The 25,818-nt window shown below is 67.6% G+C and carries 20 protein-coding genes and 1 tRNA gene; 16 read left to right on the plus strand and 5 right to left on the minus strand.

The window, feature by feature from the left end; translation table 11 throughout:
* The first annotated feature begins 137 nt into the window (after window positions 1–137).
* Window positions 138–962, plus strand: coding sequence for a hypothetical protein (locus tag AC3FOF_RS14590; protein WP_488726993.1), 825 nt, complete (start codon window positions 138–140; stop codon window positions 960–962).
* A gap of 111 nt (window positions 963–1,073) precedes the next feature.
* Here the strand turns inward: AC3FOF_RS14590 and AC3FOF_RS14595 are convergent, their stop codons facing one another.
* The gene (locus AC3FOF_RS14595) at window positions 1,074–1,373 is read right to left on the minus strand and encodes a hypothetical protein (RefSeq protein WP_017227569.1); all 300 of its coding nucleotides are present in this window, start codon (window positions 1,371–1,373) and stop codon (window positions 1,074–1,076) included.
* A gap of 393 nt (window positions 1,374–1,766) precedes the next feature.
* Complete coding sequence (locus tag AC3FOF_RS14600) at window positions 1,767–2,705, minus strand: amino acid ABC transporter substrate-binding protein (RefSeq protein WP_017227568.1); 939 nt, start codon at window positions 2,703–2,705, stop codon at window positions 1,767–1,769.
* 273 nt (window positions 2,706–2,978) lie between these two features.
* On the opposite strand from AC3FOF_RS14600, the gene AC3FOF_RS14605 reads away from it, so the two are divergent.
* The 8 genes from AC3FOF_RS14605 to AC3FOF_RS14640 all read left to right on the plus strand — a co-directional run bounded on the left by AC3FOF_RS14605 (window position 2,979) and on the right by AC3FOF_RS14640 (window position 15,616).
* Window positions 2,979–4,784 (plus strand): DUF2138 domain-containing protein, encoded by a 1,806-nt coding sequence (locus AC3FOF_RS14605; RefSeq protein ID WP_488726994.1) that lies wholly within the window; start codon window positions 2,979–2,981, stop codon window positions 4,782–4,784.
* A gap of 26 nt (window positions 4,785–4,810) precedes the next feature.
* Window positions 4,811–5,488: a DUF1175 domain-containing protein gene (locus AC3FOF_RS14610; RefSeq protein WP_488727068.1), complete on the plus strand. Its 678-nt coding sequence runs from the start codon at window positions 4,811–4,813 to the stop codon at window positions 5,486–5,488.
* Window positions 5,489–5,493: 5 nt separating this feature from the next.
* Window positions 5,494–10,242, plus strand: a complete 4,749-nt coding sequence (locus tag AC3FOF_RS14615) for an alpha-2-macroglobulin family protein (protein ID WP_488726995.1) — start codon at window positions 5,494–5,496, stop codon at window positions 10,240–10,242.
* A 67-nt stretch (window positions 10,243–10,309) separates the two neighbouring features.
* On the plus strand, window positions 10,310–12,040 hold the full coding sequence (locus AC3FOF_RS14620) for a DUF2300 domain-containing protein (RefSeq protein WP_488727069.1): 1,731 nt from the start codon (window positions 10,310–10,312) through the stop codon (window positions 12,038–12,040).
* A complete protein-coding gene (locus AC3FOF_RS14625) occupies window positions 12,037–12,861 on the plus strand; it encodes a YfaP family protein (RefSeq protein WP_488726996.1) in 825 nt (274 codons plus the stop codon). The genes AC3FOF_RS14620 and AC3FOF_RS14625 overlap by 4 nt, the downstream gene beginning before the upstream one ends.
* A gap of 74 nt (window positions 12,862–12,935) precedes the next feature.
* Complete coding sequence (locus AC3FOF_RS14630; RefSeq protein ID WP_488726997.1) at window positions 12,936–13,790, plus strand: YfaP family protein; 855 nt, start codon at window positions 12,936–12,938, stop codon at window positions 13,788–13,790.
* Window positions 13,791–13,899: 109 nt separating this feature from the next.
* Window positions 13,900–15,087, plus strand: a complete 1,188-nt coding sequence (locus AC3FOF_RS14635; protein WP_017230430.1) for an MGDG synthase family glycosyltransferase — start codon at window positions 13,900–13,902, stop codon at window positions 15,085–15,087.
* 1 nt (window position 15,088) lies between these two features.
* The gene (locus AC3FOF_RS14640) at window positions 15,089–15,616 is read left to right on the plus strand and encodes a hypothetical protein (RefSeq protein WP_276269533.1); all 528 of its coding nucleotides are present in this window, start codon (window positions 15,089–15,091) and stop codon (window positions 15,614–15,616) included.
* A gap of 144 nt (window positions 15,617–15,760) precedes the next feature.
* Here AC3FOF_RS14640 and AC3FOF_RS14645 read toward each other — a convergent pair whose 3' ends face one another.
* Window positions 15,761–15,949 (minus strand): hypothetical protein, encoded by a 189-nt coding sequence (locus AC3FOF_RS14645; protein ID WP_017230432.1) that lies wholly within the window; start codon window positions 15,947–15,949, stop codon window positions 15,761–15,763.
* A 325-nt stretch (window positions 15,950–16,274) separates the two neighbouring features.
* Here AC3FOF_RS14645 and AC3FOF_RS14650 point away from each other — a divergent pair, with 325 nt between their 5' ends.
* From AC3FOF_RS14650 to AC3FOF_RS14680, 7 genes are all read left to right on the plus strand, one after another.
* Entirely contained in the window at window positions 16,275–17,378 is a 1,104-nt protein-coding gene (locus tag AC3FOF_RS14650) for an acyltransferase family protein (RefSeq protein WP_488726998.1), read from the plus strand.
* A 257-nt stretch (window positions 17,379–17,635) separates the two neighbouring features.
* Window positions 17,636–18,874, plus strand: coding sequence for a GTP cyclohydrolase II (locus tag AC3FOF_RS14655; protein WP_488726999.1), 1,239 nt, complete (start codon window positions 17,636–17,638; stop codon window positions 18,872–18,874).
* Window positions 18,871–20,193 (plus strand): URC4/urg3 family protein, encoded by a 1,323-nt coding sequence (locus AC3FOF_RS14660; RefSeq protein ID WP_488727000.1) that lies wholly within the window; start codon window positions 18,871–18,873, stop codon window positions 20,191–20,193. Before AC3FOF_RS14655 ends, AC3FOF_RS14660 begins: the two co-directional genes overlap by 4 nt.
* Window positions 20,194–20,251: 58 nt before the next feature.
* Window positions 20,252–20,911, plus strand: coding sequence for a uracil phosphoribosyltransferase (upp, locus tag AC3FOF_RS14665; protein WP_017230435.1), 660 nt, complete (start codon window positions 20,252–20,254; stop codon window positions 20,909–20,911).
* Window positions 20,911–21,612: a TetR/AcrR family transcriptional regulator gene (locus AC3FOF_RS14670; RefSeq protein WP_488727001.1), complete on the plus strand. Its 702-nt coding sequence runs from the start codon at window positions 20,911–20,913 to the stop codon at window positions 21,610–21,612. The genes upp and AC3FOF_RS14670 overlap by 1 nt, the downstream gene beginning before the upstream one ends.
* 164 nt (window positions 21,613–21,776) lie before the next feature.
* Window positions 21,777–23,048, plus strand: coding sequence for an amidohydrolase family protein (locus AC3FOF_RS14675; RefSeq protein ID WP_488727002.1), 1,272 nt, complete (start codon window positions 21,777–21,779; stop codon window positions 23,046–23,048).
* A 118-nt stretch (window positions 23,049–23,166) separates the two neighbouring features.
* Window positions 23,167–23,253, plus strand: a tRNA-Leu gene (locus AC3FOF_RS14680).
* 130 nt (window positions 23,254–23,383) lie between these two features.
* On the opposite strand, the gene AC3FOF_RS14685 is transcribed toward AC3FOF_RS14680, so the two are convergent.
* On the minus strand, window positions 23,384–24,253 hold the full coding sequence (locus AC3FOF_RS14685) for a YiiX/YebB-like N1pC/P60 family cysteine hydrolase (RefSeq protein WP_017230438.1): 870 nt from the start codon (window positions 24,251–24,253) through the stop codon (window positions 23,384–23,386).
* Window positions 24,250–25,533 carry a sterol desaturase family protein gene (locus AC3FOF_RS14690; RefSeq protein ID WP_017230439.1) on the minus strand — a complete coding sequence of 428 codons (1,284 nt, stop codon included), beginning with the start codon at window positions 25,531–25,533 and terminating at the stop codon, window positions 24,250–24,252. Before AC3FOF_RS14690 ends, AC3FOF_RS14685 begins: the two co-directional genes overlap by 4 nt.
* Window positions 25,534–25,818 lie beyond the last annotated feature (285 nt).

Consider the following 25,818-nt stretch of genomic DNA (forward strand, 5'->3'; position numbering starts at 1 on the left):
AATGGCACGCGGCCGGCCCTGCGCACGGCGCTGCCGCGGCGCTTCATTGGGGCAAGCGCAGGCATAAAATCATTCTAGACAGGAATCATGTGAGGACAAAGGCGCAATTCGTCGGTGCCATATCGGTCGCGGGCGCTGTGTTGATCGCGACCGGCCATGGTGCGCTGGCACAGGCCGTGGCGGGCTCCGACGCCGACACCGCGGATGCCGCGTCGGCACGGCCGGGCGCTGTTCTTTGCGATGCACCGTGGTTCCGTTCAGGCTCGCGGGTACAGATGGAGGGCGACGGGGACATGCCGATGTCGATCACCATGACCCTGCGCCGCACGACCAAGGCCGAGACCGGATGCCGGGCCCAGCTCGAGGTGCGCTCGAAATCGGCATTGTCGGCGCTGATGGGGCCGCCGGTCATCATGGACCAGGTCCACATGGTCAGTATCGAGCGCCGCAGTACCACCGCCAGGGCCAGCATCGAGAGCGAGCATGCGGTCATCAACGCGCAGGGGCGCTATGCGCGCATGTATGGCGAAGCGGCGTTCCGGGGACAAGGCGTGTTCAGCTATGCCGGGATGGATATCCGCGAGGGCAGCACGCTCGACGGGGAGGCCTTCGAGTCCAGTGTTTCGCTGCAGATCTATCCGCTTGGCAAGGACGAGGTGGTGGGAAGCATGCGTGCGCTCTATGCCTCGATCATCGTCAGCTCGCGCCACGTGGGCAAACGCCAGATGATCGATACCATGCTCGGGCGCAAGGAGTGCATGCCGATCACTTACGACAAGCGGACATCGCTCGGGCCGCTGATGGTGGGGGAGGAGGTGGTGCAGGTCGAGCCCACCGTGATGCATGTTACCGACTGGTACTGCCCGGCCGAGGCGTTCGTGCTGCGCACCGAGATCCGCCAGCAGGACAAGGTGCAGCGCGTGGATGTGACCGGGCTGGAGCTCGATACCACGGCGCCCTGAGGCATGCCGCGGCCTTGCGAGTCAGCCGTGTCAGCCGGCTTTTGACAGCAGAAAGCCCGCCAATGGCGGGCTTTCTGCTGTCTGGCGCCGGAACCTGGCGCGCCCGGCCGATCAGTTCGCGGCTGCGGCCGATGCAGCCTTCTTGCTCTTCTTGGCCTTCTTGTGCGACTTCTTGGCTGCCGGCGCCGAGGCGTCGGCCAGATCCGCGCGCGTGCTCTTGTTCGCGCCCTGGGTGTACGGGTCGAACTTGTCGCCGGACTTGGCACCCTGGGTGTACGGGTCGAACTTCTCGCCCGACTTGGCGCCCTGGCTATACGGGTCGAATTGCTGCTTCCCGGTGGATTGCGCCTGGGCAGCCACGGAAACGGCGCCAATGCACAGCGCGATGGCTGTCGCGACGAACTTGTTCATGATTTCTCCTGGAAAATGCCGCCTTGCGGCGGTTCGAGTACGCGGAAACTGCCCGGAACGCCGCTTTGCCGAAACTTGGCCGATGTACCGGGTGGTCCGCTAGGTCCCAGTGTCGCCAACATTTCGCCTGCATGTCAACACGCTTTGTATTGCCGGGAGCGCGGTTTGTGACGGCTTATGGAAAGCCGCTATTGCGTTTGTCACTCAGACTTGCTTGACGAGATGGGTTGAGTGTGTCTCATGAAGCATTTTTTGACTGGCGTCGATCCGCGTCCAGGCGCATAGGGCACACAGGGCGGGACCGGCGAGGTGTGGCGCAAAGAAAAAACCCCCGGCAGTCCCGAGACCGGCGGGGGCTTGCAACGCATTGCTGCGTCGGCAGGGGGCTGGAATTTACTCGGCGGCCACGTCCGAAGGGTGCTTCCAGGCTTCGCGTACCTCCGCGCTGGGTGCCAGCGCAAGGTTGATGCTGCGCGCGCCGATCGGCTGCTGGAACCAGTGTTTCTGCAGCGCGGCGACCTGCGGGCCGGCGAATACCGAGGCCAGGGTCTGGTCGACCAGTTGCTTCCATTCAGGATCGGCCTTCGACATCATCAGCGCATTCTGCTCGACCGACAGCGCCGGTCCCACGATCACGAACTGCGAGGGGTCCTTGGCGCGGGCGCGCAGTCCGGCCAGCAGCACGTCGTCCATCACGAATGCCTGGGCGCGGCCGGACTCCAGCAGCAGGAAGGATTCGCCATGATCCTTGGCGTAGATATCGTGAAAGCCGTACTGGGCCTTCAGGCGGCGCACATGGCGGTCGCCGGTGGAACCCGCGCTGGTGACCACGTTCTTGCCGCGCAGGTCCTCGAAGGTGTGGATGCCGGAGTCCGCGCGCACCAGCATGCGAACGGTGGAGATGTAATGCGAGACGCTGAATGCAACCTGCTTTTGGCGCTCCAGCGAATTCGTGTTCGGCGCGCAGTCGAGGTCCACCAGGCCGTTGACCACGGCGGGAATGCGGTTCTGCGGCGTGAGCGGCATCCAGCGCACCTTGATGGTCTTCAGGCCCAGTTTCGCGCGCGCGGCTTCGGCGGCGCGCAGGCACAGGTCCACGGCGTAGCCCGCTGGTTCTCCCTTGTCATTGGCGAAGGAAAAGGGCAGGGCCGATTCGCGGTAGCCCAGCACGATGGTGCCGGTATTGCGGATCTTGTCCAGTACCGGGCTATCGGCCCGGGCGGCCTGGGGCGCGGCAAAGGTGAGGGCGGCGGCGGCAACGAAAGCCAGCCTGGCCAGCAGGCGCGGCGCGCGGGAAGCGCCGGTGCCGGCGAGTGAGGAAAACAACAGCATGTGGCGAAATCTTCAAAAGTGGCAAGGCTACCTTTCCGCCCTGCCGACGCAAAGAACATTCTTGTCATAAGCAAATACCTGCCTGGAGACCCGCCTGGAGCAAGGTTTTCGGCGCCCGGAACCAAGGTGCCGGGGGCTGCGGGCAACGGCGGGAGCCTTGGCCGGCGTCACAAAAAATCACCATCGCCGGGTTGCAGTGGCATCGATGTGCACGGTACGCTACCGGGTTCGCTGCATTTGTGACTTGCAGCGATCACGATCGTGAAGGGAATCATGAAGATGTCGCGCAAGAAAATCGCGCTGGGTACGGCCGCGCTGGCAGTTGCGGCGGGCGTTGCCGTGCAGGTGGTCTGGCACCCGTTCGGACGTGCATACAAGGGGCAGCCGAGACAGGTCGAGCTTGACTTTGCCCGCCCGGACGCACTGGTCGACAGCGAGAGCCTCTCCAGCCTGCCGCGCGACATGCTGCGCGTGCCGCTGTTGCGCGACGTGCTTACCGAGGATTTCGTCAACTACTACGAAGACAACGAAGGCCGGCTGTCCGCCGCGGGCGCCCTGCGCCGCATCGCCTTCGAGCACGACCTCGACTGGGACGAAGCACTGCTCAAGCGCGTCTTCGACGAACCGGGCCGCCTGATGCTGTGGCGCGGCGCCGACGGCACGCTGCGCTACTGGGCGCTGGCGATGGAGCGCAACGGGCTGGCCAAGGTGCTGCAGACGCTGGGCACCGTCGCGCCTGCCGACACGCAGCTGAGCCGCGCCGGCGAGATCGACGGCACCCCCCTCTACGCCTTGCGCATCGGTCCGGCCCGCAGCCTGCTGCTGGCAGGCAAGGGCGACCGGCTGGTGGTCCTGTCCGAAGCCGGCATGCTGCTGGATGCCGAGAGCAAGCCGATCGGCGCGCGCGCCAAGGCGGTGGCGGCCTGGCTGTCCGGCGACGCCGCCGCCCGCGAGGCCCCGCTGCAGTCGTTCGCGCTGGACCCCGCCAAGGGCGCACCCAAGGGCCACCGCGTGGTGGTCGGGGCCAATTACCTGTCGTTTGGCTACCAGGCGTTCTTTCCCGGTATCGAAGCGCTGCGTTTCGACTTTGCCGGCGCCGATCCGAAGGCCGGGACGGGCGATGCCTCCTGGCGCAGCGCGGTGCTGGTGGATGGCGCGCGCCTGCCCGGCCAGTGGAATACGGCCGGGCTCTGGCAGGCCTTGCCCGCCGATCCGGCCGCCTGCGCCACGCTGCCGGTCGACTGGCAGGCCGCCGGCAAGATGCTGCAAAAGGTCAGCGACGGCGAGGACGAGTTGGCCACCCAGGTCGGCCAGGCTTTCGACGGCCCGGCCGCTGTGTGCTGGTACAGCAAGTCGGCGCTGGTCGCGCCCCTGTTCCTGGCCCGGCTCAAGTCGCCGGAAGCCGCGGCCACGCTGCGGCCGGTGCTGGCCAGCCTGTTCGAACGGGTGATTGGCGCTTATGAACCCAACGCCGGGGGAGAGAAGGGCACGTATGCCCGCCTGCCGGTGCAGAGCCGCCAGGGCGCGGGCGGTGCGACGCTGTGGTCGCGTCCGGTGAGTTCGCCCTATGGCACGCGCGAGGCCAAGGGCGCGCCGTTCGCGGCGCAGCTGTCGTCCGGCATGTATTTCCCTGTGACGCTGGCGCTGGCCGGCACCACCGTGGTGTTCTCGCCCGACGGGGCACTGGTCGACGATGCGCTGGCTGTGCTGGCCAAGCGCTTTCCCGCGGTGGCCGATACCATGCCGCGCGGCCAGCAGGCGCATACCGTACTCGGCTTCACGCCGTCGACGCTGGCGCCGCTGGTGCGGCGCGAGGCCACCAAGGCGCTGCCCGCCGACCAGGAAGCCTTGTTCCTGAACGCCGCGCGCGCGCACCTGTTTCCCAAGCTGAAAGCGCTCGGGGCCTACCCGGCGGTGTCACTGGTGTTGCCGGACAGCTTGCCGTCCGGCCGCGGCTGGGTCACGGTGAACTGGCAGCAGGCAGGCGCGCCGCGTGGCGCGCTGGCCGCGGCTCCCGTGCCACCGGCGCAAGCGGAGCAGGCGGCAGCAAGCCCGGCAACCGAAGAGGCGGCGCAGTGACGGCTGTGAGCCAAGGCCGCCGCGCGATGCTGGCGGCACTGGCGGCGCTGGGGACGGGTTTGCCCCTTGCCGGCGTCGGCCGCGCGTGGGCTTTATCGGGCCTGGAAGCCGACACGCCCGAGGCTGACGTGCTCGATGCCACGCAGTCGGCGGCGTTTCGCGCCTGGTTCGTGCGCATCGTCGGCGAGCAGCTGCGCCAGGGCCCGACCCCGCGCTGGTACCAGCGCGATTGCGCGGGCCTGGTGCGTTTTGCGGTGGGCGAGGCGCTCAAGGTGCATGACGCGCGCTGGCTGCGCGCCAACGGCATGCAGGGCGGCGCCTCGGCCCGCCAGTTGCCGCCGGAGTTCAGCCTGACCCCGAGCCAGCGCACGCTTGGCCAGCGCTGGACCCGTGCAGACGGCAGCACCGGAGCCTATGCCTCCGCCCTTGCCCTGGTGCAGGGCAATAGCCGCTTCGTTGCCAGGAACGTCAACCTGGCCCAGCCCGGCGATTTGCTTTTTTATGACCAGGGCGACGAACAGCACCTGATGATCTGGATGGGCCAGTACCTGGCCTACCACACCGGCACCGTGACCCGTACTGACAACGGTTTGCGTGCCGTCACCCTTTCCCGCTTGATGCAATGGAACGATACGCGCTGGCAGCCGCAGGACGGCAATCCCAATTTCATCGGCGTGTTCCGTTTCGCCTTTCTGTCGAGGTAAAGACGATGCCTGTCGTCACGCTGCGCGCAAGCGCGTTCCTGAATTCCGTGATTGCCCGCGTGCTGCTGGCGCTTGCCCTGCTGGCGGGCGCTCATGCCGCCAGCGCCGCCGAGCGGCCCAGCGCCACGCTCGACCCGGTGCCCTCCAGCGGCTATGGCGCGTTCCAGGGCCAGCCCTTCTTCCTGCTGTCCGATGCCAGTTTCGGCAGCGACCAGACTGCCCGGGTGCGGCTCGAAGCGCCGGGGCGCGAATACAAGAGCGAACTGCAGCGCTACGGCGGCGCGGACATCCTGGTGTACCGGGTCGCGGAGCCGATCGCTTTCCTGAAGGCGCAGAAGAACCTGCACCGGATCGACGTCAAGGCCAATTACCGCGGCGAAGGCCTGGCCAATACGCTGTCCTATCTGTGGGATAGCTGGTACAAGCAGGCGCGCCGCGCATGGCAGCGCGTGCTGTCCTTCGCCACGCGCAGCAAGGCGGTCGAGGACGCGCCCCAGTTCAGCATGGGCGAGCAGATCGCCCAGCCCACCCGCTTCGAGAACAATCCGCAATACGAGCCGCTCAAGGGCTACGACCTGGTGGAGCGTTTCCGCTATCCGATCTGGGACGCCAAGGAGATCGAGCCGCCCAAGGATGTCAAGCTCGAAGGCAGCAGCAGCGAATTCCTGCCGCGCGACGCCGGTAACGTGATGGTGCCGCTGGGCAAGCTCAAGCCCGGGCTGTACATCGTCGAAGGCATCATCGGCACCTACCGTGCCCATACGCTGTTGTTCGTTTCCGATACCGTGGCGATCACCAAGAGCACCAGCAACGGCATGCTGGTCTGGGCCGCGCAGCGCAAGAGCGGCCGTCCGGTTGCCGGCACCAGCCTGGCCTGGACCGATGGCCTGGGCGTGCTGCAAAGCGCCACCACCGGCACCGACGGCGCGGCTGAACTGGCCCACACCAGTCCGGAACGCAGCTACCTGCTGGGCGTGGACCCGGCCGGCGGCGCCTTTATCTCGGAAAACTTCTACTACGACAGCGAGATATACAACACCAAGCTGTACGCCTTCACCGACCGGCCGCTGTACCGCCCGGGCGACGAGGTCCGCGTCAAGTTCATCGGCCGCAATTTCCGCAACGCCACCGAATCGGCGCCGGCCGCCGCCGGCGATATCAAGCTGGAGGTGCTGGATCCCAATGGCGCGCCGCTGGCTTCGGTGAATACCGCGCTGGCCGCGGACAACGGCGCCGACGCGCGCTTCACGCTGCCGGCCAATGCACTCGCGGGCGGCTATACGCTGCGCTTCGACTACGGCGGCAACACCTACGGCGGCGCCTTCCGCGTGGCCGAATACATCAAGCCGCATTTCGACGTGAACCTGGCGCTGGACAAGGCCGACTACGCCACCGGCGAGGCGGTCAAGGGCAAGATCCAGCTACGCTACCCCGACGGCAAGCCGGTCAAGGACGCCAGGCTGTCGGTCAGCCTGCGCGCGCAGCAGGTGACCATGGTGGAAGGCGAGCTGCAGTATGCCGGCCTGTTCCCGGTCAAGCTGGAGCAGCAGGAACTGAGCACCGATGGCAGCGGCAATGCCGCGCTGACCCTGCCGGCGGCCAAGGACCCCAGCCGCTACGTGGTGACGGTGTTCGCCAACGACGGCGCCGCCTATCGCGTCAAGGTGACGCGCGAACTGCTGATCGCGCGCGGCGCCACGCCGTACAAGCTCAGCACGCCGGCCAACTTCACCAACCCGGGCCAGAGCGCGACCTTCCAGCTGCAGGCGCTGGCCGCCACCGGCCAGGCGCCGGCCCAGGCGCCGGCCAGGTGGGAACTGGTGCGGCTTGAATCGCGCACGCGTACCGAGGGCAAGCTCAGCCCGGGCGCCGGCGGTGCATTGTCGTTCCCCGTCAAGTTCGACCAGCCGGGCTCGTACACACTCTCCGTCAAGGACGGCGCCGGCAACCTGCTGGCCGCGGCCAGCCACTGGGTGGCCGGCGAAGGCCTGCAGACCGTGCCCGGCAATATCGAGATCGTGTTCGACCGCGACCGCTACCGCATCGGCGATACCGCCGAGGCGCTGGTGACGTTCCCGCTCGCGGTGGAAGACGCCCTGCTGACACTGGAGCGCGATCGTGTGGAACGGCGCGGCCTGCTGTCCAAGGGCGGCGACTGGCTCTCGCTGGAAAAAGTCACGGACCGGCAGTGGCGCGCGCGTATCAAGGTGGGCAATGACTTCAGCCCCAACATGACGTTCTCCGTGCTGTACGTGAAGGACGGCGACTACGTGTTCCAGAACGCCGGGATTGCCGTGGTGCAGCCCACCATCGAGCTGGCGGTCAAGAGCGACAAGGCGGTCTACGCGCCCGGCGACACCGTCACGCTGGACCTGTCGAGCGCCTTCAACGGCAAGCCCGTGCCGGCCAATCTCACTGTGAGCGTGGTCGACGAGATGGTCTACGTGCTGCAGCCGGAAATCGCGCCGAGCATCGTGGACTTCTTCTATCATCCGCGCCGCAACAGCGTGCGCACCACGTCCAGCCTCAATTTCATCGGCTACGACCTCGCCGTCTCGGCCCAGCCGGGCGCCGGCGGCCCCGAGCGCGGCCGCTACAACGAACGCGGCGTCAAGGTGCTGGAGCGCCCGCGCCGTGACGAGAAAGACACCGCCGCCTGGGAGGCCAACCTGCGCACCGGCGCCGACGGGCGCGCGCGCATGAGCTTCACCATGCCCGACTCCCTGACCCGCTGGCGTGTCACCGTGCGCGCCATGGCGGGCGACGGCGTGGTCGGGCAGCGCACCGCCAGCATCCGTTCGGACAAGGGCCTCTACCTCAAGTGGACCGGTCCGCAGCGCTATCGCGCCGAGGACGCGCCGCGCATCGATATGGTGGCCTTCAACCAGGGCGACCAGGACGTGGCCGCGGACCTGGTCGTGATCGGCGCCGGACTCAACGTCAACCAGAGCGTGACGCTCAAGCGCGGCGCCAACTACGTGCGGCTGCCAGTCGCGCAAAGCGCGCTGCAAAGCGGCGTGGTCAATGCGGAGATCAAGCTCCAGGGCAGGACGGTGGACCGCTTGCAGACCACGCTGACGGTCGAACCCACGGGCTGGCTCTCGCAGCGCGAGCTGACGCTGCCGCTGGCCGGGGCCAACGCCGCGCTCAAGCTGCCGGCCGATGCGCAGGACGTGCGCCTGCGCTTCGTGGATGGCGCCGCGAGCCAGTTCGCCCGCGTGGCCGACGACCTGCTCAACTATCCCTACGGCTGCACCGAGCAGACCGCCAGCCGGCTGATTCCGCTGGCGCTGGCCCAGCGCAGCCTTGCCGCCACCGGTGCCGACACCGGCGGCGGTACCCAGGGCATCGACGCGCTGCTGCGTACCCAGCGCCAGCGCCTGGCGCTGCTGGCCGGCGTCAACGGGCAGTTCGGCTGGTGGGGCGATACCGTGGGCAACAGCGCGCTGTTGACCGCCTATGCCTACTATGCCGACTGGCTCGCCACGCGCGCCGTGGGCATCAGCCTGCCGCCCGATCACTGGAAGCGCACGCTGGAAGCCTACAAGCAGGCCATGAGAGAGCCGCTGCTGCATCGCACGCTGGCCCTGTGGTTCATCAACGAGATGGGCCTGCCGGTGGCCACGCAGCTCGGCGGCGTGGCTGCCGAGCTGGGCCGCCCCGCTACGGATGCGCCCGGCGCCGCGGTTGGCGAGAGCCTGGTGTTTGCCGCGCCGGATTCGCCGCAAGGCCGCCGCGTGGCGACCGTGCTGGCCGCGCAGCTCTACAGGCAGATCGGCCAGCCGATGCCGGAAGGTCTTTCCGGCGCTGCCGACGCCGCGCGCCAGACGCTCGCCAACGATCCGTCGCCGCTGGTGCAGAGCCTGTTGCTGATGGCGGGCAAGGGTGCCGCCACCTCCGATGTGCAGGCGCTGCTGTCCCGCGCCGGCGCCGCCTCGCCCACCATCGACCGCGCCGTGACCCTGGTCTGGCTCAACAAGGCGCTTGGCGGCGGCCTGGGCCGCGGCCTGGCCGGCGAGGGCGATCCCGCGCTGCGCGTGCCGCAGGGCAACTGGAAGGCCGCGCGCAGCCAGCTGGGCCGCCCGGAATGGCGCTGGACCGGCGCGCAACTGCCGGAGACGCTGGCGCTCACCGTGCCGCAGAACATGGACGCGGCCTCGCAGTCGTTCAATACCAATGCGGTGGTGTCGTACCGCAGCCGCGCGCAGGAAGCCGCGCGCCTGCCCATCGGCATCGAACGCAAGCTCTATCGCCTGGTACCCACCAGCGATGGCGCGGCCAAGGAGGGCAAGGCGGACGACGCCGCGGCGGGCACGGCCGGGCTGAACTTCACGGCCAAGCCGGTCAAGCCGGGCGACAAGCTCGACAGCAATACGCTCTACGTCGACGAGATCGTGCTCAGCCCGCGCCAGGGCGCCTATCGCTATGGGCTGGTCGAGGCGCCGCTGCCGCCGGGCGGCGAAGTCGAGGGCACCACCTGGGGCCTGCGCATCGACGGTTTGCCCGATCCCGACAACAAGGCCACCGGCCTGCAGCCGTTCCAGCGCGCGGTGACCTATGAAATGGGCATGCTGTCCTACCACCAGCCGGTGGTGTCGCTGGAGCGCCCGGTGGTGCTGCGCCAGCTGGTGCGTTTCTCGCTGCCGGGCAAGTTCAACCTGCCGCCGGTGCGCTATTTCCGCATGTACCAGCCGGATGCCAAGGCCCTGCAGGGCGATGGCAAGGCAGCGGGCTTCCCGTTGACGGTGGAGTGAGGCAGGCATGAGCGGGGCAGTGTGCCAGGCAACGGGCCGGGCCGGGTCGCCGGCACGGCGCTGGCCGATGCCGCGCGCCACACGGCCGGGCTGGTGGCGCCGGCTTGCGATGGCGGCGGCAATGGGCGCGGCGTGCGCCACGCCCGTGCCGGCTGCCGCGCGTGTACCGGCGCAGTCCGGCGTGGCCGAGCCACTGCGCTTTGCGCGCCTGGCGGGCAATGAGGCCTGGTTGTCCCGCCTCGACGGCAGCGCCGCGGCACCGTTGCCGGCGGGCTTGCAGACGCCGCTGGGCAGCGTGTGGAAGCTGTTTGTCTACAGCTACCTGGTGGGGCGCGACACGCCCTCCGACGACTACACCTGCCGCGGGGGCGATCCGGAGGAAGTCTACTGCTGCACCGCCGGGCAGAGCATCGATCGCGAACATGCGCTGATCCAGTCCTGCGGGCGCTATTTCGAACCGGGGCGGCTGGGGCTGTCCGGCGCCGACTGGCGCCGGTTCTGGAAGGCGGCCGGGGCACCGGCGTGGCTGCAGGACATGCGGGCGATGCAGCCGCAGCGCACGGTGTCCGTGGCCGATCTGCTGGCCGGGCTGCATGCGGTGCCGCCGGCTGCGCAGCAGGCGGCCGCCGCGACCCTGGTGTCGGTGCTGACGGTGGGGCGCGGCGAGGGCACGCTGGCCGGTTATGGCAGCCTGCTGCGCGCCAAGACCTGGACCATGCCGGACCCGGCGCGGCCGGGCGCGTCGATCGGTGGCGCCGCGGGCTGGCTTGCCGATGGCAGCCCGGTCTGGCTGGGCGGGCCCGGCGCCAGCGCCAATGTATTGCGGCGCGCGGCGCCGCGCCTGCAGCCGCTGCTGGCATCCGTGCCGGTGCCCGACGACGGCGCCTGCGTGCTGGTCGACATGTTCGAGCGTTACCCCTTGCGCGATCTGCTCGCCGTGGGGGCCGGTCCGGGGCGGAAGGCCGCGCCGGCCGGTCCGCTCAATGGCAGCTTCCGCGCCGAGTTCGCCAACGGCAACAGCCTGCGGCTGGAAAGCCGCGGCGAACTGACGCTGCTGCGCGCGCCGGGCGCCGCGCCGCGCGTGCTGGGCCGCTTTGGCCTTAACGACTACGTGGCCCGCGTGGTCGAGCGCGAAGGCGATACCGCCGAGCCCGAGGCCGCCCGCGCCCTTGCTGTCGCCGCGCGCAGCTACCTGATCCAGCAGGCCACGCGCGAGCAAGGCTGCTTCCATATTGCCGACAGCAGCCGCACCCAGCGCGTGCTGCCGCGCGCGCCCACGGCGGCGGCGCGCCGTGCCGCCGACCTGACCGATGCCCTGGTGCTGTCCGGCGTGGCGGTGCGCTACCACCACGATGCGGGCGGCCAGGGGCGCATGGCCTGGCTCGAGGCCAAACGCGCGGCCGGGCAGGGGCAGGCATTCGACGCCATCCTGGCGCGCTGGTGGCCGCAGGCCACGCTGACCTCGTTCCAGAGCCCGGTGGCCGGCGACTGCCTGGCGGTGGCCAATGCGCGCCAGTGGCTGGCCCGGCGCGCGCCGCAGTGGGCGCGCCGGCTTGCCGGCGAGCCGGGTTACGAAACCCCGCCGCTGCCCGCCGTGTGCGAAGTGCGCGAAGGCCGGCCATATGCCGACGCGCGCCGCAATCGCCTCTACATCCACCGGCTCGCCAGCGAGGACGACCGCATCGCGCTGGCCCACGAATATCTTCATCTCGCGTTCGCGCGCCATCCTCGCGGCCAGGACGAAAACTTCGTCGAAGGCCTGGCGCGCAAGCTGGTGCGCACGGAAAATCCATCATGAACCTGACCCGCAATCTCCTGTGCAACTGGCGCCGCGGCGCGCTCGCCCTGGCCTGCGCCGGGCTGCCGCTGATCGCCGCGGCAGAGCCGGTCGCGGACCTCGATGGCCCGGTCGGGGGCTGGCGCCACGGCGGCCTGTCGAATGAACTCGAGCGCTATACCGCCGCCTATCCCAAGCCACCGGTGGATCGCGGCGCGCAGAAATACCGCACCCTGATCGAGGGCCGCCTGCGCAAGGTCGGCAAGGACGACCGCAAGCCGCCCACGCTGGTCGTCAATGGCACCGCCATGCCGCTGTACGCCGATGAGCAAGGGCGCTTCGCCCGGCCGTGGGCGTTCGGCCGCGGCTCCAACAGCGTGGAGATCGTGTCCGCCGACGGCGCTTCGCGCCAGCGCCTGCAGTTCTTTGAGGCCGACGCTACCAAGACCCAGGCCAAGCTGCGCGCGGTCCTGACCTGGGACGATCCCAAGGCCGAGGTCGACCTGCATGTGATCTCACCGGACGGCGGCCACGCGTTTTTCGCCAGCCCGCTGCTGGCCGAGGGCGGTGGCCTGGACGTCGACAGCGTGGACGGGGCGGGGCCGGAGATTTTCTCCAGCGCGGCACCGCGGCCGGGGGTGTGGCTGTTCTATGTGAACTACTGGGGCAATTTCAGCGCCGCCGGCTACAACTTCGAGAAGGGCGCGAACGCTCGCGACCTGATCACCGCCAAGCTCACCCTGATCTACAACGAGAACACGCTCAATGAAAAGCGTGAAACCCTGGTGGTGCCGCTGCGCAAGCTGGGCGAACTGGCGCTGATGAAATCGGTGCGCTTCTGATCCCGGTCCGCCGCCGGAAGCCTAGCCAGAACAGCCAGAACAGCCGCAAGGAATGCCAGGAAGGAACCGTGGATATGCAGCGTTTGCCGAATCTTTTCTTTACCAACCTGACCCTGCCCGCGCTGCTGCTGCTGGCGGGCGCCGCGCACGCGGACGAGGCCATTGAATTCACTACGCCGAGCAATGGCTGGCGCAACTCGGCCGGCGACGCGTCGGCCTACACCCAGGAAGTGCACTACCCGGCGGTGGCGGTTTCCACCAGGCCCGGGCAGGCCGCCAGCGCGATGATTGCCGGGCGTATCCGCTCCTCACCGAAGACTGCCGACGTCCAGGCCGCGAGCGTTGTGCAAGGCCAGCCGCAGGCCCGGCGCGCCAGGCGCGGCGATGGCAGTTCGGTCGCCACCCTGGTGGTCAACGGCGTGGCCATGCCGCAACGGGTGGAGGAGGATGGCCGCTTTTCTCGGCCCTATGCCTTCTCCGGCGGCAGCAACAGCGTAGAGATGCGTACCGCGCAGGGCGCCAGCAAGCGCGTGCAGTTCTACGACGGCTACCAGCGCAAGACCCGTCCGCGCCTGCGCGTGGTGCTGTCCTGGGATAGCGACGGCACCGACCTGGACCTGCACGTGGTGGCGCCCGATGGCCAGCACACCTTCTATGCCAATCGCGTGGCCACCAACGGCGGCGCGCTCGACGTCGACGTGACCACCGGCTACGGTCCCGAGATCTATTCGATTGCCGCGCCGCCGCCCGGGACCTACCTGGTCTACGTCAACTACTATGGCAGCGGTGCCGGCCCGGAAGCCATCACCGTGGCGCAGGTCGCGGTGATCACCGACGAGAACACGCCCAATGAAAAGCAGCAGGTGTTCCGTGTGCCGATGCGCAAGCCCGGCGAACTGACCCTGGTCAAGTCGTTCGTCATGAAGTAAGGCCGCGGCGGCCTCCCTGCCTTGCCGTGGCCGGCTGCCTCGCCGGGCGTATACACTGCTACCCGCCATTTCCGAACATCCGGGGTGACTCCCGGAAACCCAAGTCCACATGTCGCAGCAGAAGATCCTGTTTCTCAGCGTTTCCGCCGGCGCCGGCCATATGCGCGCCGCCGAAGCGCTGCGCCTTACCGCCGAAGCCGAGTTTCCCGGGGTGCAGACCCTGCACCTCGACGTCATGGAGTACGTTCCGGCGACTTTCCGCAAGCTGTATACGGATTTCTATATCAAGCTGGTGAACAGCTACCCGGCGATCTGGGGGATGCTCTATCAACATACTTCCGAGGCGGACCCCGCCGGGCCGATGCAGAAGCTGCGTCGCGCCGCCGAGCGGCTGAGCACGCGCGCACTGCGCCGCGCGATCGACGAGTTTGCCCCGGATGCCATCGTCTGCACGCACTTCCTGCCTGCCGAGATCCTGATGCATGAAGTGCGGCGGCAGCGGCTGGCGGTGCCGGTATGGGTGCAGGTGACCGATTTCGACCTGCACGGCATGTGGGTGATTCCGCATATGACTGGCTACTTCGCCGCCAGCGAGGAGATCGCCTTCCGCATGCGCGCCAGCCGCATCGAGGCCGGCCGCATCCATACCACCGGCATTCCCGTGGTGCCGGCGTTTGCCCATCCGCAGGACCGCCAGGCCTGCGCCCGGCATTTCGGGCTCGATCCGGCGCGGCGCACCATCATGCTGATGGGTGGCGGGGCGGGTCTTGGCGGGCTGGACGAGGTGGCGGGCGCGCTGATGCGGCTGGAACACGACTTCCAGCTGATCGTGCTGGCCGGGCGCAACGAGACCGCGCTGGCGCGCCTCAAGACCCTGGCCGCCGCGCATCCCGGCCGGCTATTTCCCTTTGGCTTCACCAACGAGGTGGAGCGCCTGATGACCTGTTCCGACCTGGTCATCACCAAGCCGGGCGGGCTGACCACCTCCGAATGCCTGGCGATGGGCGTGCCGATGGTGGTCAACGCGCCGATTCCCGGGCAGGAAGAGCGCAACGCAGATTACCTGCTGGAGCAGGGCGCCGCGCTCAAGGCAGTCGACCTGGTTTCTCTGGAATACCGCGTGCGGCTGTTGCTGGCGGAACCGGCCCGGCTCGACCAGATGCGCGCCCGCGCCCGTGCCCTGGGGCAGCCAGCGGCGGCCCGGCGCGTGCTGGAAATCGTGTTGGGGCGGATGGCGCAGACGGAACCGGCGGGACGGCAGGGCCAGGCGGTGACGGCCGCCACGGTGGGACGCTGAGATGCGCACCCTGAACCTGTCGGCCTCGCGCGAGGCCGCGCCTGCCTACCCGCCGCGGCATCCGCTGGTGCTTGTGCTCACGGTGGCCTGGACTTTGCTGCTGGCTTTTTTCTTCGCCAATGTGGAGATCCAGATCGAGGGGGCCGCGGGGTGGGCCGGCAATTTGCCCACCTGGCGCATCGAGCATCACTGGTTGCTGGACATATTCTGGGGTGGCCGCCCGATGACCGGTTATCACGCCTGGGTATTTCCCTGCGTGGCATTGTTTTTCCATTTTCCGCTGCTGTTCGGCGGGCGCTGGAACTGGCGGGCCGAGGCGCGGGTTATCGCCTGCATCATGGTGTTCTGGATTACCGAGGATTTTCTCTGGTTCGTGCTGAACCCGGCGTTTGGCATAGCCCGCTTCGCGCCGGATTTCGTGCCCTGGCATATTCACTGGTGGGCGGGTGCGCCGACGGATTACTGGGTGTCGCTGGCGGCGGCCGCGGCGCTTTTCCGGTTGTCGTGCAGGGTGTCGGGCGCGCGCTAGTTTCGGGTTCCCGGTCGACGCACGGCGCTCTGGCCGACAGCCGCTTTGGTTTCCCGAGCGGCGCGGGCGCTGAAGATCTGCCGCAGCAAGCCTCAGAGGCAGGCCCGCGCAAGCGGGCCTTTTTGCAGATGAAACCTGGGCCTGCTACGCGAAATCGCCAAAACTGTCTGGATCGTCCGGCATCGTCCATTTTATCGACACGTCTTCCGCCTCGACCGGTTGTTTGGGCGGCGGCGTTGTGCCATGTGGCGCGAACTGCGAAATCAATTGGGATTGCGGTACGTCGATGATTTCCTCGCCGTCTTCGGACCAGCACCTGAGCCTGACCGACATAGTGGCCTCCGGTAAGTGACGCCAGAAATCTGCACCGCATCGGCGATGCAGGGGGGGATCTCCTACCATAGGTCTGTTACATGACAGTTTGCTTACGGCAAGGGGCAAGGCGATCTCCGTGCTGAGCCCGCGCAGCCCGGCGTTGGCGGCGCCAGCAGGCCGGGGCCGGTGCGAGATCGCGTCCCGGCAAAATGCAATGAGGGGCTCCACCATGTACCTTACCCGCCACAGCGGGGCACGATATCCCGCCTTGGCGCGCAGCGCGATCGCACAGGAGTAGAATCCGCTTCTCATGTACTTTGTAGCATTCTTATAACAAATGGGAATGAGCCCCCGTCCTTCGCGCATGGCGTGCATCGACGCTCTGAAAGCGCTCAGTTCGCAACTGATCGTGCTGCACCATCTTGCTTTCTACGGCCCCATGTCCGATGCGGCCCACGTGCTGGCGCCCGATCTGCTCGACTGGCTCTCGCAATACGCGCGTATCGCGGTGCAGGTCTTCCTGGTGATCAGCGGTTTCCTGGCGGCGCGCAGCCTGGCGCCCGGCGGGCATCTGGTGGTGCCGCATCCCTTGCTGGCGATCTGGCGCCGCTACCAGAAGCTGGTGGTGCCTTATACGGTGGCTATCCTGATTGCCATTGCCGGTGCGGCCATCGCACGCACCTGGATGCAGCATGATTCCATTCCTTCCGCACCGGGCTTGCATCAGTTCCTGGCGCATGTGCTGTTGCTGCACAACCTGCTCGATTTCGACGCGCTGTCGGCCGGAGTCTGGTATGTGGCGATCGACCTGCAGTTGTTCGCGTTGCTGATTGTCGCCCTGTGGGCGGCGCGCCGCTGCGCGCAATGGTTCGAGTTTGGCGGCAGCCAGCTGGGTACGCTGACGGTGGCGGGGCTGGTGCTGGCGTCGCTGTTCTGGTTCAACCGCAATGCGGCCTGGGATGTCTGGGCGATCTACTTCTTCGGTGCCTATGGCCTCGGCACGCTGGCGTTCTGGGTCTCCGCGCCGGAGCGTTCGCCGGTGGCGCTGCTGGTGCTCGGTGCCGTGGTGGTGGCGGCGCTGATCCTGGACTTCCGGCTGCGCATCGCCGTGGCGCTGGCCGTTGCCTTGCTGCTTGGCGCGGCACGGCGCGGCGGCTGGCTCGAACACTGGCCGCGGGCGCGGGGACTGGCATTTTTCGGGCGTATTTCCTATTCGGTCTTCCTGGTGCATTTTCCGGTCTGCCTGGTCGTGAACGCCCTGGTATTCCATCTCGTACCGCACCAGCCAGTTCTCAATGCACTTGGCATGGTGCTGGCATGGGCGCTTAGCAATGGCGCCGGCGCCGTGTTCCACCGCTACGTGGAGAGCGGCGCGCCGCTGCGGAGCCTGCGCCTGGCACTGTGGCCGGCACGCCCGCGGCCGGTCCAGCGGCAGCAGTCGACCTGACGTTTCCTGCCGGCTTCCCGGCGCATCCGGTCGCGTCCACGCGGCACCCGGCCCCGGCGGGCGGGTGCCGCTTTCACATGGTGCCTGTGCACCATCCCCGGCCAGTGGGCAGGATCGCACGCACGCTCCCGGTGCGCCGCCACATGGTGCGGCATGCAACACAGGGTGGAAACGAGCATTGGGATATGGCACGAAGGTTGCCTACTATGGAATTGCAAACCTGACCGTTTGGTCAGGATTCCCGTTCCGAGGCTGCCATGTCCGACCATATCGTCCTGACCTCGCACGCGCGCCGCGACAAGCCGGCCGAGCCCATCCACTGGGGGGCCGTCAGCGCGGCGGAGCGCGGTCCCGTGATCGCCAGCCTGACCAATCCGGCGCAGCGCAATGTGATCGGCACCCATTCCGGGGCCTACGCGGTGTACCGGGCGCTGGCGGTGGCCTCCGGCAAGCTGCAGCGCGACCATCGCGCCGACCTCACCGATACCGCCCCGGCCGAAAGCATCGGACCCCATCCGCAATGGAGCGATCCGGACAAGATCGTCTCGCTCGATCCCTGGGGCCACCTGGTGTCCAGCGCCTTCGCCGACCGGATCGCGGCGGGCATCGATATCCGCCCGTCGATCGCCGTTACGCGGGCCCACATCAATATGCCCGAACTGATGGGCGCCATCGCTGCCGGCCGCCTCAAGCCGGATGGCCACATCCTGCATGCCAACGGCGACGTGCGCGTCACCAAGGCGGCGATCGATCCGGTCTGGTACCTGCCCGGGCTGGCGCGCCGCTTCGATATCAAGGAAAGCATGCTGCGCCGCAGCCTGTTCGAGCAGACCAGCGGCATGTTTCCCGAACTGGTGACCCGGCCGGACCTGAAGGTGTTCCTGCCACCGATCGGGGGCATGACGTTGTACTTCTTCGGCGATGTCGGCCAGCTTGGCAAGCCCGAGACCAAGGTGGCATGCCGCGTGCATGACGAATGCAACGGCTCCGATGTGTTCGGCTCCGATATCTGCACTTGCCGGCCCTACCTGGCGCACGGCATCGAGGTTTGCATCGAGATGGCCCAGCAGGGCGGGGTGGGCCTGGTGGTCTATAACCGCAAGGAGGGCCGTGCGCTGGGAGAAGTGACCAAGTTCCTGGTCTACAACGCCCGCAAGCGCCAGGTGGGTGGCGACCGCGCCGAGACTTATTTTGCCCGCACGGAATGCGTGGCGGGCGTGCAGGACATGCGCTTCCAGGAGCTTATGCCCGATGTGTTCCACTGGCTCGGCATCAAGCGTATCGATCGCTGGGCTTCGATGAGCAATATGAAGCACGGGGCGCTGACAGCCCAGGGTATCGAGGTGGTCGAGCAGGTGGCGATTCCCGATGCGCTGATTCCGGCCGACGCCCGCGTGGAAATCGACGCCAAGGTGGCGGCCGGCTATTTCACGAGCTATACCCCGCCGGATGCGGAAGAACTCGCACTGGCCAAGGGTAGGGGATTGGACGAATGAACGAGACACCCGAAGCGGGCCCGCCGGATGGCGGCCCGAAAGCTTCCGCGCATGGCGCGGAGGACCGCGCCGGCTGGGCCTGTCCAGTGCCTCCCGGCCATCCCGCCGCGGCACTGCTGACCGGCCACGCGGTGCGCACCCGTTGCGCCGCGGTGACGGATCACGTGGCGGCTGGCGCATCCGGGCTGTTTACCTGGCATCCGGAGCGGATTCCGGCGGTCGCCGATTACGTCGCGACCACCATCCGCCAGCGCTATCCCGACCTCAACGTGCCCTACCACAGCCGCTGGCGGCACTTCGAAAGCGGTGGCCCGGGCGAGAAGCGGGACCGCTGGCAGATCCTGTGCGAACGCGGCGGGCTGTCCGGCGAGTCCGATCGCGAGGAGCGCGCCCGCATCGGCATCGACCTGGTGATTCCCAGCGTACTGCTGGATGCCGGGGCCGGCCCGGGCTGGCGTTACCGCGACCCGGCCAGCGATTTGTCGCTGACCCGCTCCGAAGGGCTTGGCGTCGCCAGCTTCGACCTGTTCGCTCGGGGTGGCTTTTCGGCCGAATCGGGCCAGCCGCTGCGCGCCGACGCCGAGCGGCTGAGGCGGATCGATGCGTCCACCATCGCCACCGCTTTCCAGGTGGCGCAGCACAATCCGCTGGTGGGGCTGGAGGGGCGCGCCGGGCTGCTGCGGCGGCTCGGCGAGGTGGCGCAGGCCACGCCGGCCGTGTTCGGCACACCGGCGCGGCTGGGCAACCTGTACGACTACCTCAAGGCCCATGCCGTCGACGGCCAGATCGAGGCCGGCTACGTGCTCACCACGCTACTGGTGGCGCTGGGGCCGGTGTGGCCGGGGCGCATCAGCCTGGAAGGCGTCTCGCTGGGCGACTGCTGGCGCCACCCGGCCTGCGCCGATGGACTGGTGCCGTTCCATAAGCTGACCCAGTGGCTGACCTACTCGCTGCTGGAGCCGCTGGAAGATGCCGGCCTCAAGGTGACCGGGCTGGAAGCCCTGACCGGCTTGCCTGAATACCGCAACGGCGGCCTGCTGTTCGATTTCGAGCTGATGGTGCCGCGCGACCCCGGGTTTGCCGCCGCGACGCACACGGTGGACGAGCCGGTCATCGTGGAGTGGCGCGCACTCACGGTGACCGGGCTGGACCTGGTGGCCGCGTCGGTGCGCGAGGCGCTGGGTCTGTCGGCCGCGGATTTCCCGCTGGCACGCGTGCTGGAAGGGGGCACCTGGGCCGCGGGGCGGCGTATTGCCGCCAAGCGCAGGCCCGGCGGTCCGCCGCCGTTCGCGATCGACAGCGACGGCACGGTGTTCTAGACCTAGACCAGGACGCACGCAGCAAGACCTGTTCGCTACCGCCCTCCAGGAGCGCTTCATGACCGACCTTTCCGCCGTTCCGACTGTCACCCCGTCCCTCATGGTGGTGGATCATCCGCTCGTGCAGCACAAGGTCACGCTGGCGCGCAGCGAGGACACCACGACCGACAATTTCCGCCGGCTGGTGCGCGAGATCAGCCAGTTGCTGACCTACGAGGCGACCCGCGACCTGGCGATGGAAACCATCTCCATCAAGACCCCCATCGCGCCGATGCAATCGCCGGTGCTGTCGGGCAAGAAGCTGTGCCTGGTGTCGATCCTGCGCGCCGGCAATGGCTTCCTGGACGGCATGCTGGACCTGCTGCCGGCCGCGCGGGTGGGGCATATCGGTCTGTACCGCGACCCGGAAACGCTGGAGCCGATCGAGTACTACTTCAAGATGCCGGAGGATATTCACGAGCGGCTGGTGATCGTGGTCGATCCCATGCTGGCCACCGGCAACTCCGCCATCGCCGCGCTGAACCGGCTCAAGGAGGCGGGCGTCAGCACGCTGAAGTACATGTGCCTGATCGCCTCGCGCCCGGGCTTGCGCGCGCTGCAGGCCGCGCATCCCGATGTGGCCATCGTCACCGCCGCCATCGACGAGGAACTCAACGATCACGGCTATATCGTACCGGGCCTGGGCGACGCGGGCGACAGGCTCTACGGCACAAAGTGATGGATGCGCGGGCCACGGCGCAGCCGCCATGCTTTCCGCCGCCGCGGGCGGCGGCGGGCGGGCGCATCCGCCAGGAGAACGAGGCGCTGATCCTGCGCGCCGCCGAACACGTCTTCGCGCGTGCCGGGTTTGCCGGCGCCACCATGGCCGATATCGCGGCGCGCGCCGGCGTGCCGAAGTCCAACCTGCATTACTACTTCCGCACCAAGCAGGCCCTGTATCGCGCGGTGCTCGCGCATACGCTCGCGCTGTGGCTGACCGAGACCGACATCATCGACGCGGAGCAAAGCCCGCGGGTGGCGCTGGAGCAGTATATCCGCGCCAAGATGCGGCTGTCGGCGAGCCATCCAGATGCCTCGCGCGTGTTCGCCAACGAACTGCTGCACGGCGCGCCGGAGATCCGCGACGTGCTTAGCGGCGCGCTGCGCGGGCTGGTGGCCCGCAAGGCCGGCGTGATCCGGGAGTGGATCGCGCGCGGCGAGATGGCCAGCGTGGATCCCATGCATCTGTTTTTCACGATCTGGGCCGCGACCCAGACCTATGCCGATTTCGAGTCGCAGGTATGCGCCGTGCTTGGGGTGAGCCATCTGGGCCAGCGCGATTACGAGCAGGCCACCGACCACCTGGTGCGGCTGCTGCTGCGCGGTTGCGGACTGGAGCCGGCCGGCCTGGCCAGGCAACTATCGTCCACAAGGGGATAAAGCCATGCGGTTATGGGGTGCGCGCAGGGCCGGGTTGACATTCGCGGCCGCTGGCGTGGCTGGCTATTCATGAGCCTGGCGCTATCGCAGCCCGTGGCCGGACAGGGCAACCGCGTGGGCGCATGAACGCCGATCGTGCCTGGAACAAATAACAGACCACCATCATGCTCGACCTTATCCTGCGCAACTGCGCGCTTCCCGACGGCCGTACCGGCATCGATATCGGCATCGCGGGCGAGCGCATCAAGGCAGTCGAGCCGGCGCTCAAGGCACCCGCGGCCGCCGAGGTCGATACGGCGGGGCAACTGGTCACGCCCCCTTTCGTCGACGCGCATTTCCATATGGATTCGACGCTGTCCTATGGCATGCCGCGCATCAACCAGTCCGGCACCTTGCTCGAAGGCATTGCGCTATGGGGCGAGCTCAAGCCGCTGCTGACGCAGGACGCGATCGTCGAACGGGCGCTGGCCTATTGCGACTGGGCCGTGGCCAAGGGCATGCTGGCGATCCGTTCGCATGTGGACGTGTGCGATCCGCGCCTGCTTGCCACCGAGGCGCTGCTGCATGTGCGCGAGAAGGTCCGGCCATACCTTGACCTGCAACTGGTGGCCTTCCCGCAGGACGGCGTGCTGCGCGCGCCCGGCGCGCTCGACAATCTCAAGCGGGCGCTGGGCATGGGCGTGGACGTGGTCGGCGGCATTCCGCATTTCGAGCGCACCATGGCCGACGGCGCCGAGTCGGTGCGCATCCTGTGCGAACTGGCCTGCGAACGCGGGTTGCGGGTGGACATGCACTGCGATGAGAGCGACGATCCCTTGTCGCGCCACATCGAGACGCTGGCCAGCCAGACGGTGCGCCTTGGCTTGCAGGGCAGGGTCACGGGTTCGCACCTGACGTCCATGCATTCGATGGACAACTACTACGTGTCCAAGCTGATTCCGTTGATACGCGAAGCCGGTGTTGCCGCCATCGCCAATCCTCTGATCAACATCACGCTGCAGGGCCGGCACGACAGTTACCCGCGACGGCGCGGCATGACCCGCGTGCCGGAACTGCTGGCCGGCGGCGTGCCGGTGGCGTTCGGCCACGATTGCGTGATGGATCCCTGGTACGGCCTGGGCTCGGGCGATATGCTGGAGGTGGCGCATATGGGGCTGCACGTGGCGCAGATGACCGGCCAGGACGCCATGCGCGCGTGTTTTGCCGCCGTCACCGAAACACCGGCGCGCATCCTCGGGCTGGAGGGCTATGGCATTGCCCCGGGCTGCCGCGCCGACCTGGTGCTGCTGCAGGCGCGCGACGCGGTGGAGGCGATCCGCCTGCGCGCCACCCGCCTGCTGGTGCTGCGGGCGGGCAAGGTGGTGGCGAGCACACGTCCCGCCACCGCCACCCTGCACCTCGACGGCAGGCCGGGGCATGTCTGTTTCCAGCCGTGATCCGGACCACAGAAAAGGGATGCCGGAAAGGAGGGGGGGTAAGAAAAATGTTGACAGCAGGTTCCGTGGTCAGCATAATGTCGTTCTTCGCAGCGCTGCAGCAAAGCGGCAAAACGAAGCCCAGATGGCGGAATTGGTAGACGCACTAGGTTCAGGTCCTAGCGGTGGCAACACTGTGGAGGTTCGAGTCCTCTTCTGGGCACCAAGACTCGATGAAAAAGGCCGTTGCTTATGCAGCGGCCTTTTTCTTTGGTGCGCCGTAATCGGCCATGCGCGTAGAGCTCTTCGCATGCACTGCTTGCCCCGTTCCGGGCCTGCCTGCCGCCGCGGCAAGTTCAGGGTCCCGCCGTCCACGATTGCACGATGCCGTCATTGCCCGCCTCGGGCTGGCCTGCGCCGGTGCCTTGCGCGGACAGGCCGGGCACGGGCGCCAGCCGTCCCACATAAGCCAGCTTGCGCGTGACCTGGAAGGAGGGCACGTCGCCTTCGCGCATGTGGAGCAGGTCCGCTGGCGAGACGGCATCGTCCGCTGCGCCGGTCAGCGGCAGGCCTGCCGCGCGGTAGGACGCCAGTACCAGTTGCGAACAAAAGAAACTGTTGCGTGCGTCCAGTTCATTGGGTGCCATCTGGATGGTGCTGAAGCTGCGCATGCAGGCGTTGCGCACGACGCCGGGCACCCCCGGTAGCTCGCACAGGCGCCGTTCCAGCGAGAACGGTGCCTGCATGGCGATGCCGATGTGGTTGTACGGCTGGCCTACCTGGGCCATGGCGAAGGCGCGCAATTTCAGGCGCATGCCATCGTCGAGCCCCGGGTGGCGGTAAGCCACGATGATGTCGCCATCGTCCAGCGCCTGGTGCAGCGGATAGACCCGGACACCTGAACCCACCGCCTCCACCACATTGCCATCGCCGACGTAGACGGCCGAGTGGCTGACCTGCGATAGCGTCGCCAGGCGGATCGCGGAGGAATTGAATGACGGGGTGGCCGAAAGCAGGATATCGCCGACCTGCAGCGCTTCGACGTCGAGTGGCCGCGCCGCGACCCCTGCGACCTCCAGGCTCATTTGCTGGAAGCGCACCGGCAGGGGCGAGCCGCGTGTCGCGGCGACATTGAGATCGTCCGGATGGCTGCCCCATTGCGTGGCGCAACCCCCTAGCGCGAACGCCGCCAGGCCGGCGCCGGCCAGCATGCGGATGCGGCTCATGCCTCGTCGTCCGTGCGCGCGGGTGGCATGCGGCGGAAGGGGAATAGCTGCTGCCGGACGAAGCCGTCGGGCATATAGTCGCCAACTACGCCGTATTTCTCCGGGAAGCGCTTGTCCGATTTCACCGCGGTGCCGAACAGGTAGTCGAGAAAGGCGTAGTGCGCCGCGTAGTTCTTGTCGATCGCCTCGTCGTCCGAGGCGTGATGCCAGTGATGGAAATCCGGCGTGACCACCAGGTAGCGCAGCGGTCCCCATGGCAGGTGCACATTGGCGTGATTGAATACCGCCTGGAATCCCACGATGATGATGTACGCGTCGATTACCGCCTTGTTGAAACCGAGCACGTAGAGCGGCGCCAGCACCAGCACGCGGGTGAACACCAGCTCCAGCATGTGCTGGCGCGACCCGGCCAGCCAGTCCATGGTCTTGGTGCTGTGGTGTACCGCGTGAAATTTCCAGAGGAAGGGCACTTCGTGATAGGCGCGATGGGTCCAGTACTGCGCCAGATCGGCGGCCAGGATGCACAGCAGCAGTTGCAGCACGAACGGAATGCCGCCCACGAAAGCGTGCACGCTGTCGCGCACCAGCCAGCCGAACAGCCGGAAGATCAGGAAGTTGACCGTCAGCAGGATCAGGCCAACGATAAAGTGATTGACCGCGAAATGCACCAGGTCGGTTTGCCATTCGCGGCGAAACACGGCCTGTCCGCGGTAGAGCGGGAACAGTTTTTCGATCACCACGAAGATCAGCGTGGAGCCCAGCAGGTCGAGGATGAACCAGTCCAGGCCGATGTATGGCGTGTGGTCCGGGAAGTCGCCCACCGGCACGCGCGATCCGCCCAGGGCCACGGCCAGCGCCACCAGCGCGAAGGCGGCGGCGTTGAGGCTGCGCCGCCGCCCCAGCACCAGGTTGCTCAACGACAGGCCGCCCGACACCAGCAGCGCGGCAAACAACACATGGCGAAGTACATCCACGGAATACTTGTGGCGCAGTTCGGGGGTGGTCAGGTACTGCGGGAAATGGAAGGCAAGCACGCCCAGCAGGCTCAGCCCGCCCAGGGCCAGCGCCAGGATGGCGGTGATCAGGCCGCGCCCGGCTTCGAGCTCGCCGCTGCTGTTCAGCAATTCGCGCGTATCGCGCAGCACGTTATGCACCGGGGCGATCGGCAGCTTGCTGCCGGTCGGGCCCTGCTCATTCTGTTTCATCTTTGCATCGTCCGGCGCGCCGGGCTTGCCAGGCTCGTTGAGTTCGCCTGACCTGTCAATCGGGTCGTTGTTCATCCGGATATTCCATTGTTCTTGTTCTGCTGGCGCTGCGGCGCCGGGCAGTAGCGTCCGTCATGGCCGTGTGGCCACTGCCAGCCGCGATCCTAACGGACCGACATCGCTTTGCATAGCGACGTGGGAATCCGCTCCAGCGCCGCCACTGTGTTTCATCCATGTTACTCGGGCAGCCGAGTCGCCCTGTGCTCGCGCCCACATAGCCGATGCCCGTCCCCTTACGCTTGGTCAGGGTTTGACCTATGCTCAAGCAAAGCCGACATGGTGCATTTTCGCCAGAGGTAG

The organism is Cupriavidus sp. 96C5-1, assembly GCF_057798855.1.

Coding starts and splice junctions, on each gene's coding strand:
- AC3FOF_RS14660 (WP_488727000.1), top strand. CDS start 18,871: ATGAACGAGACACCCGAAGCGGGCCCGCCGGATGGCGGCCCGAAAGCT.
- AC3FOF_RS14655 (WP_488726999.1), top strand. CDS start 17,636: ATGTCCGACCATATCGTCCTGACCTCGCACGCGCGCCGCGACAAGCCG.
- AC3FOF_RS14605 (WP_488726994.1), top strand. CDS start 2,979: ATGAAGATGTCGCGCAAGAAAATCGCGCTGGGTACGGCCGCGCTGGCA.
- AC3FOF_RS14645 (WP_017230432.1), bottom strand. CDS start 15,949: ATGTCGGTCAGGCTCAGGTGCTGGTCCGAAGACGGCGAGGAAATCATC.
- AC3FOF_RS14615 (WP_488726995.1), top strand. CDS start 5,494: ATGCCTGTCGTCACGCTGCGCGCAAGCGCGTTCCTGAATTCCGTGATT.
- AC3FOF_RS14685 (WP_017230438.1), bottom strand. CDS start 24,253: ATGAGCCGCATCCGCATGCTGGCCGGCGCCGGCCTGGCGGCGTTCGCG.
- AC3FOF_RS14610 (WP_488727068.1), top strand. CDS start 4,811: ATGCTGGCGGCACTGGCGGCGCTGGGGACGGGTTTGCCCCTTGCCGGC.
- AC3FOF_RS14620 (WP_488727069.1), top strand. CDS start 10,310: ATGCCGCGCGCCACACGGCCGGGCTGGTGGCGCCGGCTTGCGATGGCG.
- AC3FOF_RS14595 (WP_017227569.1), bottom strand. CDS start 1,373: ATGAACAAGTTCGTCGCGACAGCCATCGCGCTGTGCATTGGCGCCGTT.
- AC3FOF_RS14690 (WP_017230439.1), bottom strand. CDS start 25,533: ATGAACAACGACCCGATTGACAGGTCAGGCGAACTCAACGAGCCTGGC.
- AC3FOF_RS14640 (WP_276269533.1), top strand. CDS start 15,089: ATGCGCACCCTGAACCTGTCGGCCTCGCGCGAGGCCGCGCCTGCCTAC.
- AC3FOF_RS14630 (WP_488726997.1), top strand. CDS start 12,936: ATGCAGCGTTTGCCGAATCTTTTCTTTACCAACCTGACCCTGCCCGCG.
- AC3FOF_RS14670 (WP_488727001.1), top strand. CDS start 20,911: ATGGATGCGCGGGCCACGGCGCAGCCGCCATGCTTTCCGCCGCCGCGG.
- AC3FOF_RS14625 (WP_488726996.1), top strand. CDS start 12,037: ATGAACCTGACCCGCAATCTCCTGTGCAACTGGCGCCGCGGCGCGCTC.
- AC3FOF_RS14650 (WP_488726998.1), top strand. CDS start 16,275: ATGAGCCCCCGTCCTTCGCGCATGGCGTGCATCGACGCTCTGAAAGCG.
- AC3FOF_RS14600 (WP_017227568.1), bottom strand. CDS start 2,705: ATGCTGTTGTTTTCCTCACTCGCCGGCACCGGCGCTTCCCGCGCGCCG.
- AC3FOF_RS14635 (WP_017230430.1), top strand. CDS start 13,900: ATGTCGCAGCAGAAGATCCTGTTTCTCAGCGTTTCCGCCGGCGCCGGC.
- AC3FOF_RS14675 (WP_488727002.1), top strand. CDS start 21,777: ATGCTCGACCTTATCCTGCGCAACTGCGCGCTTCCCGACGGCCGTACC.
- upp (WP_017230435.1), top strand. CDS start 20,252: ATGACCGACCTTTCCGCCGTTCCGACTGTCACCCCGTCCCTCATGGTG.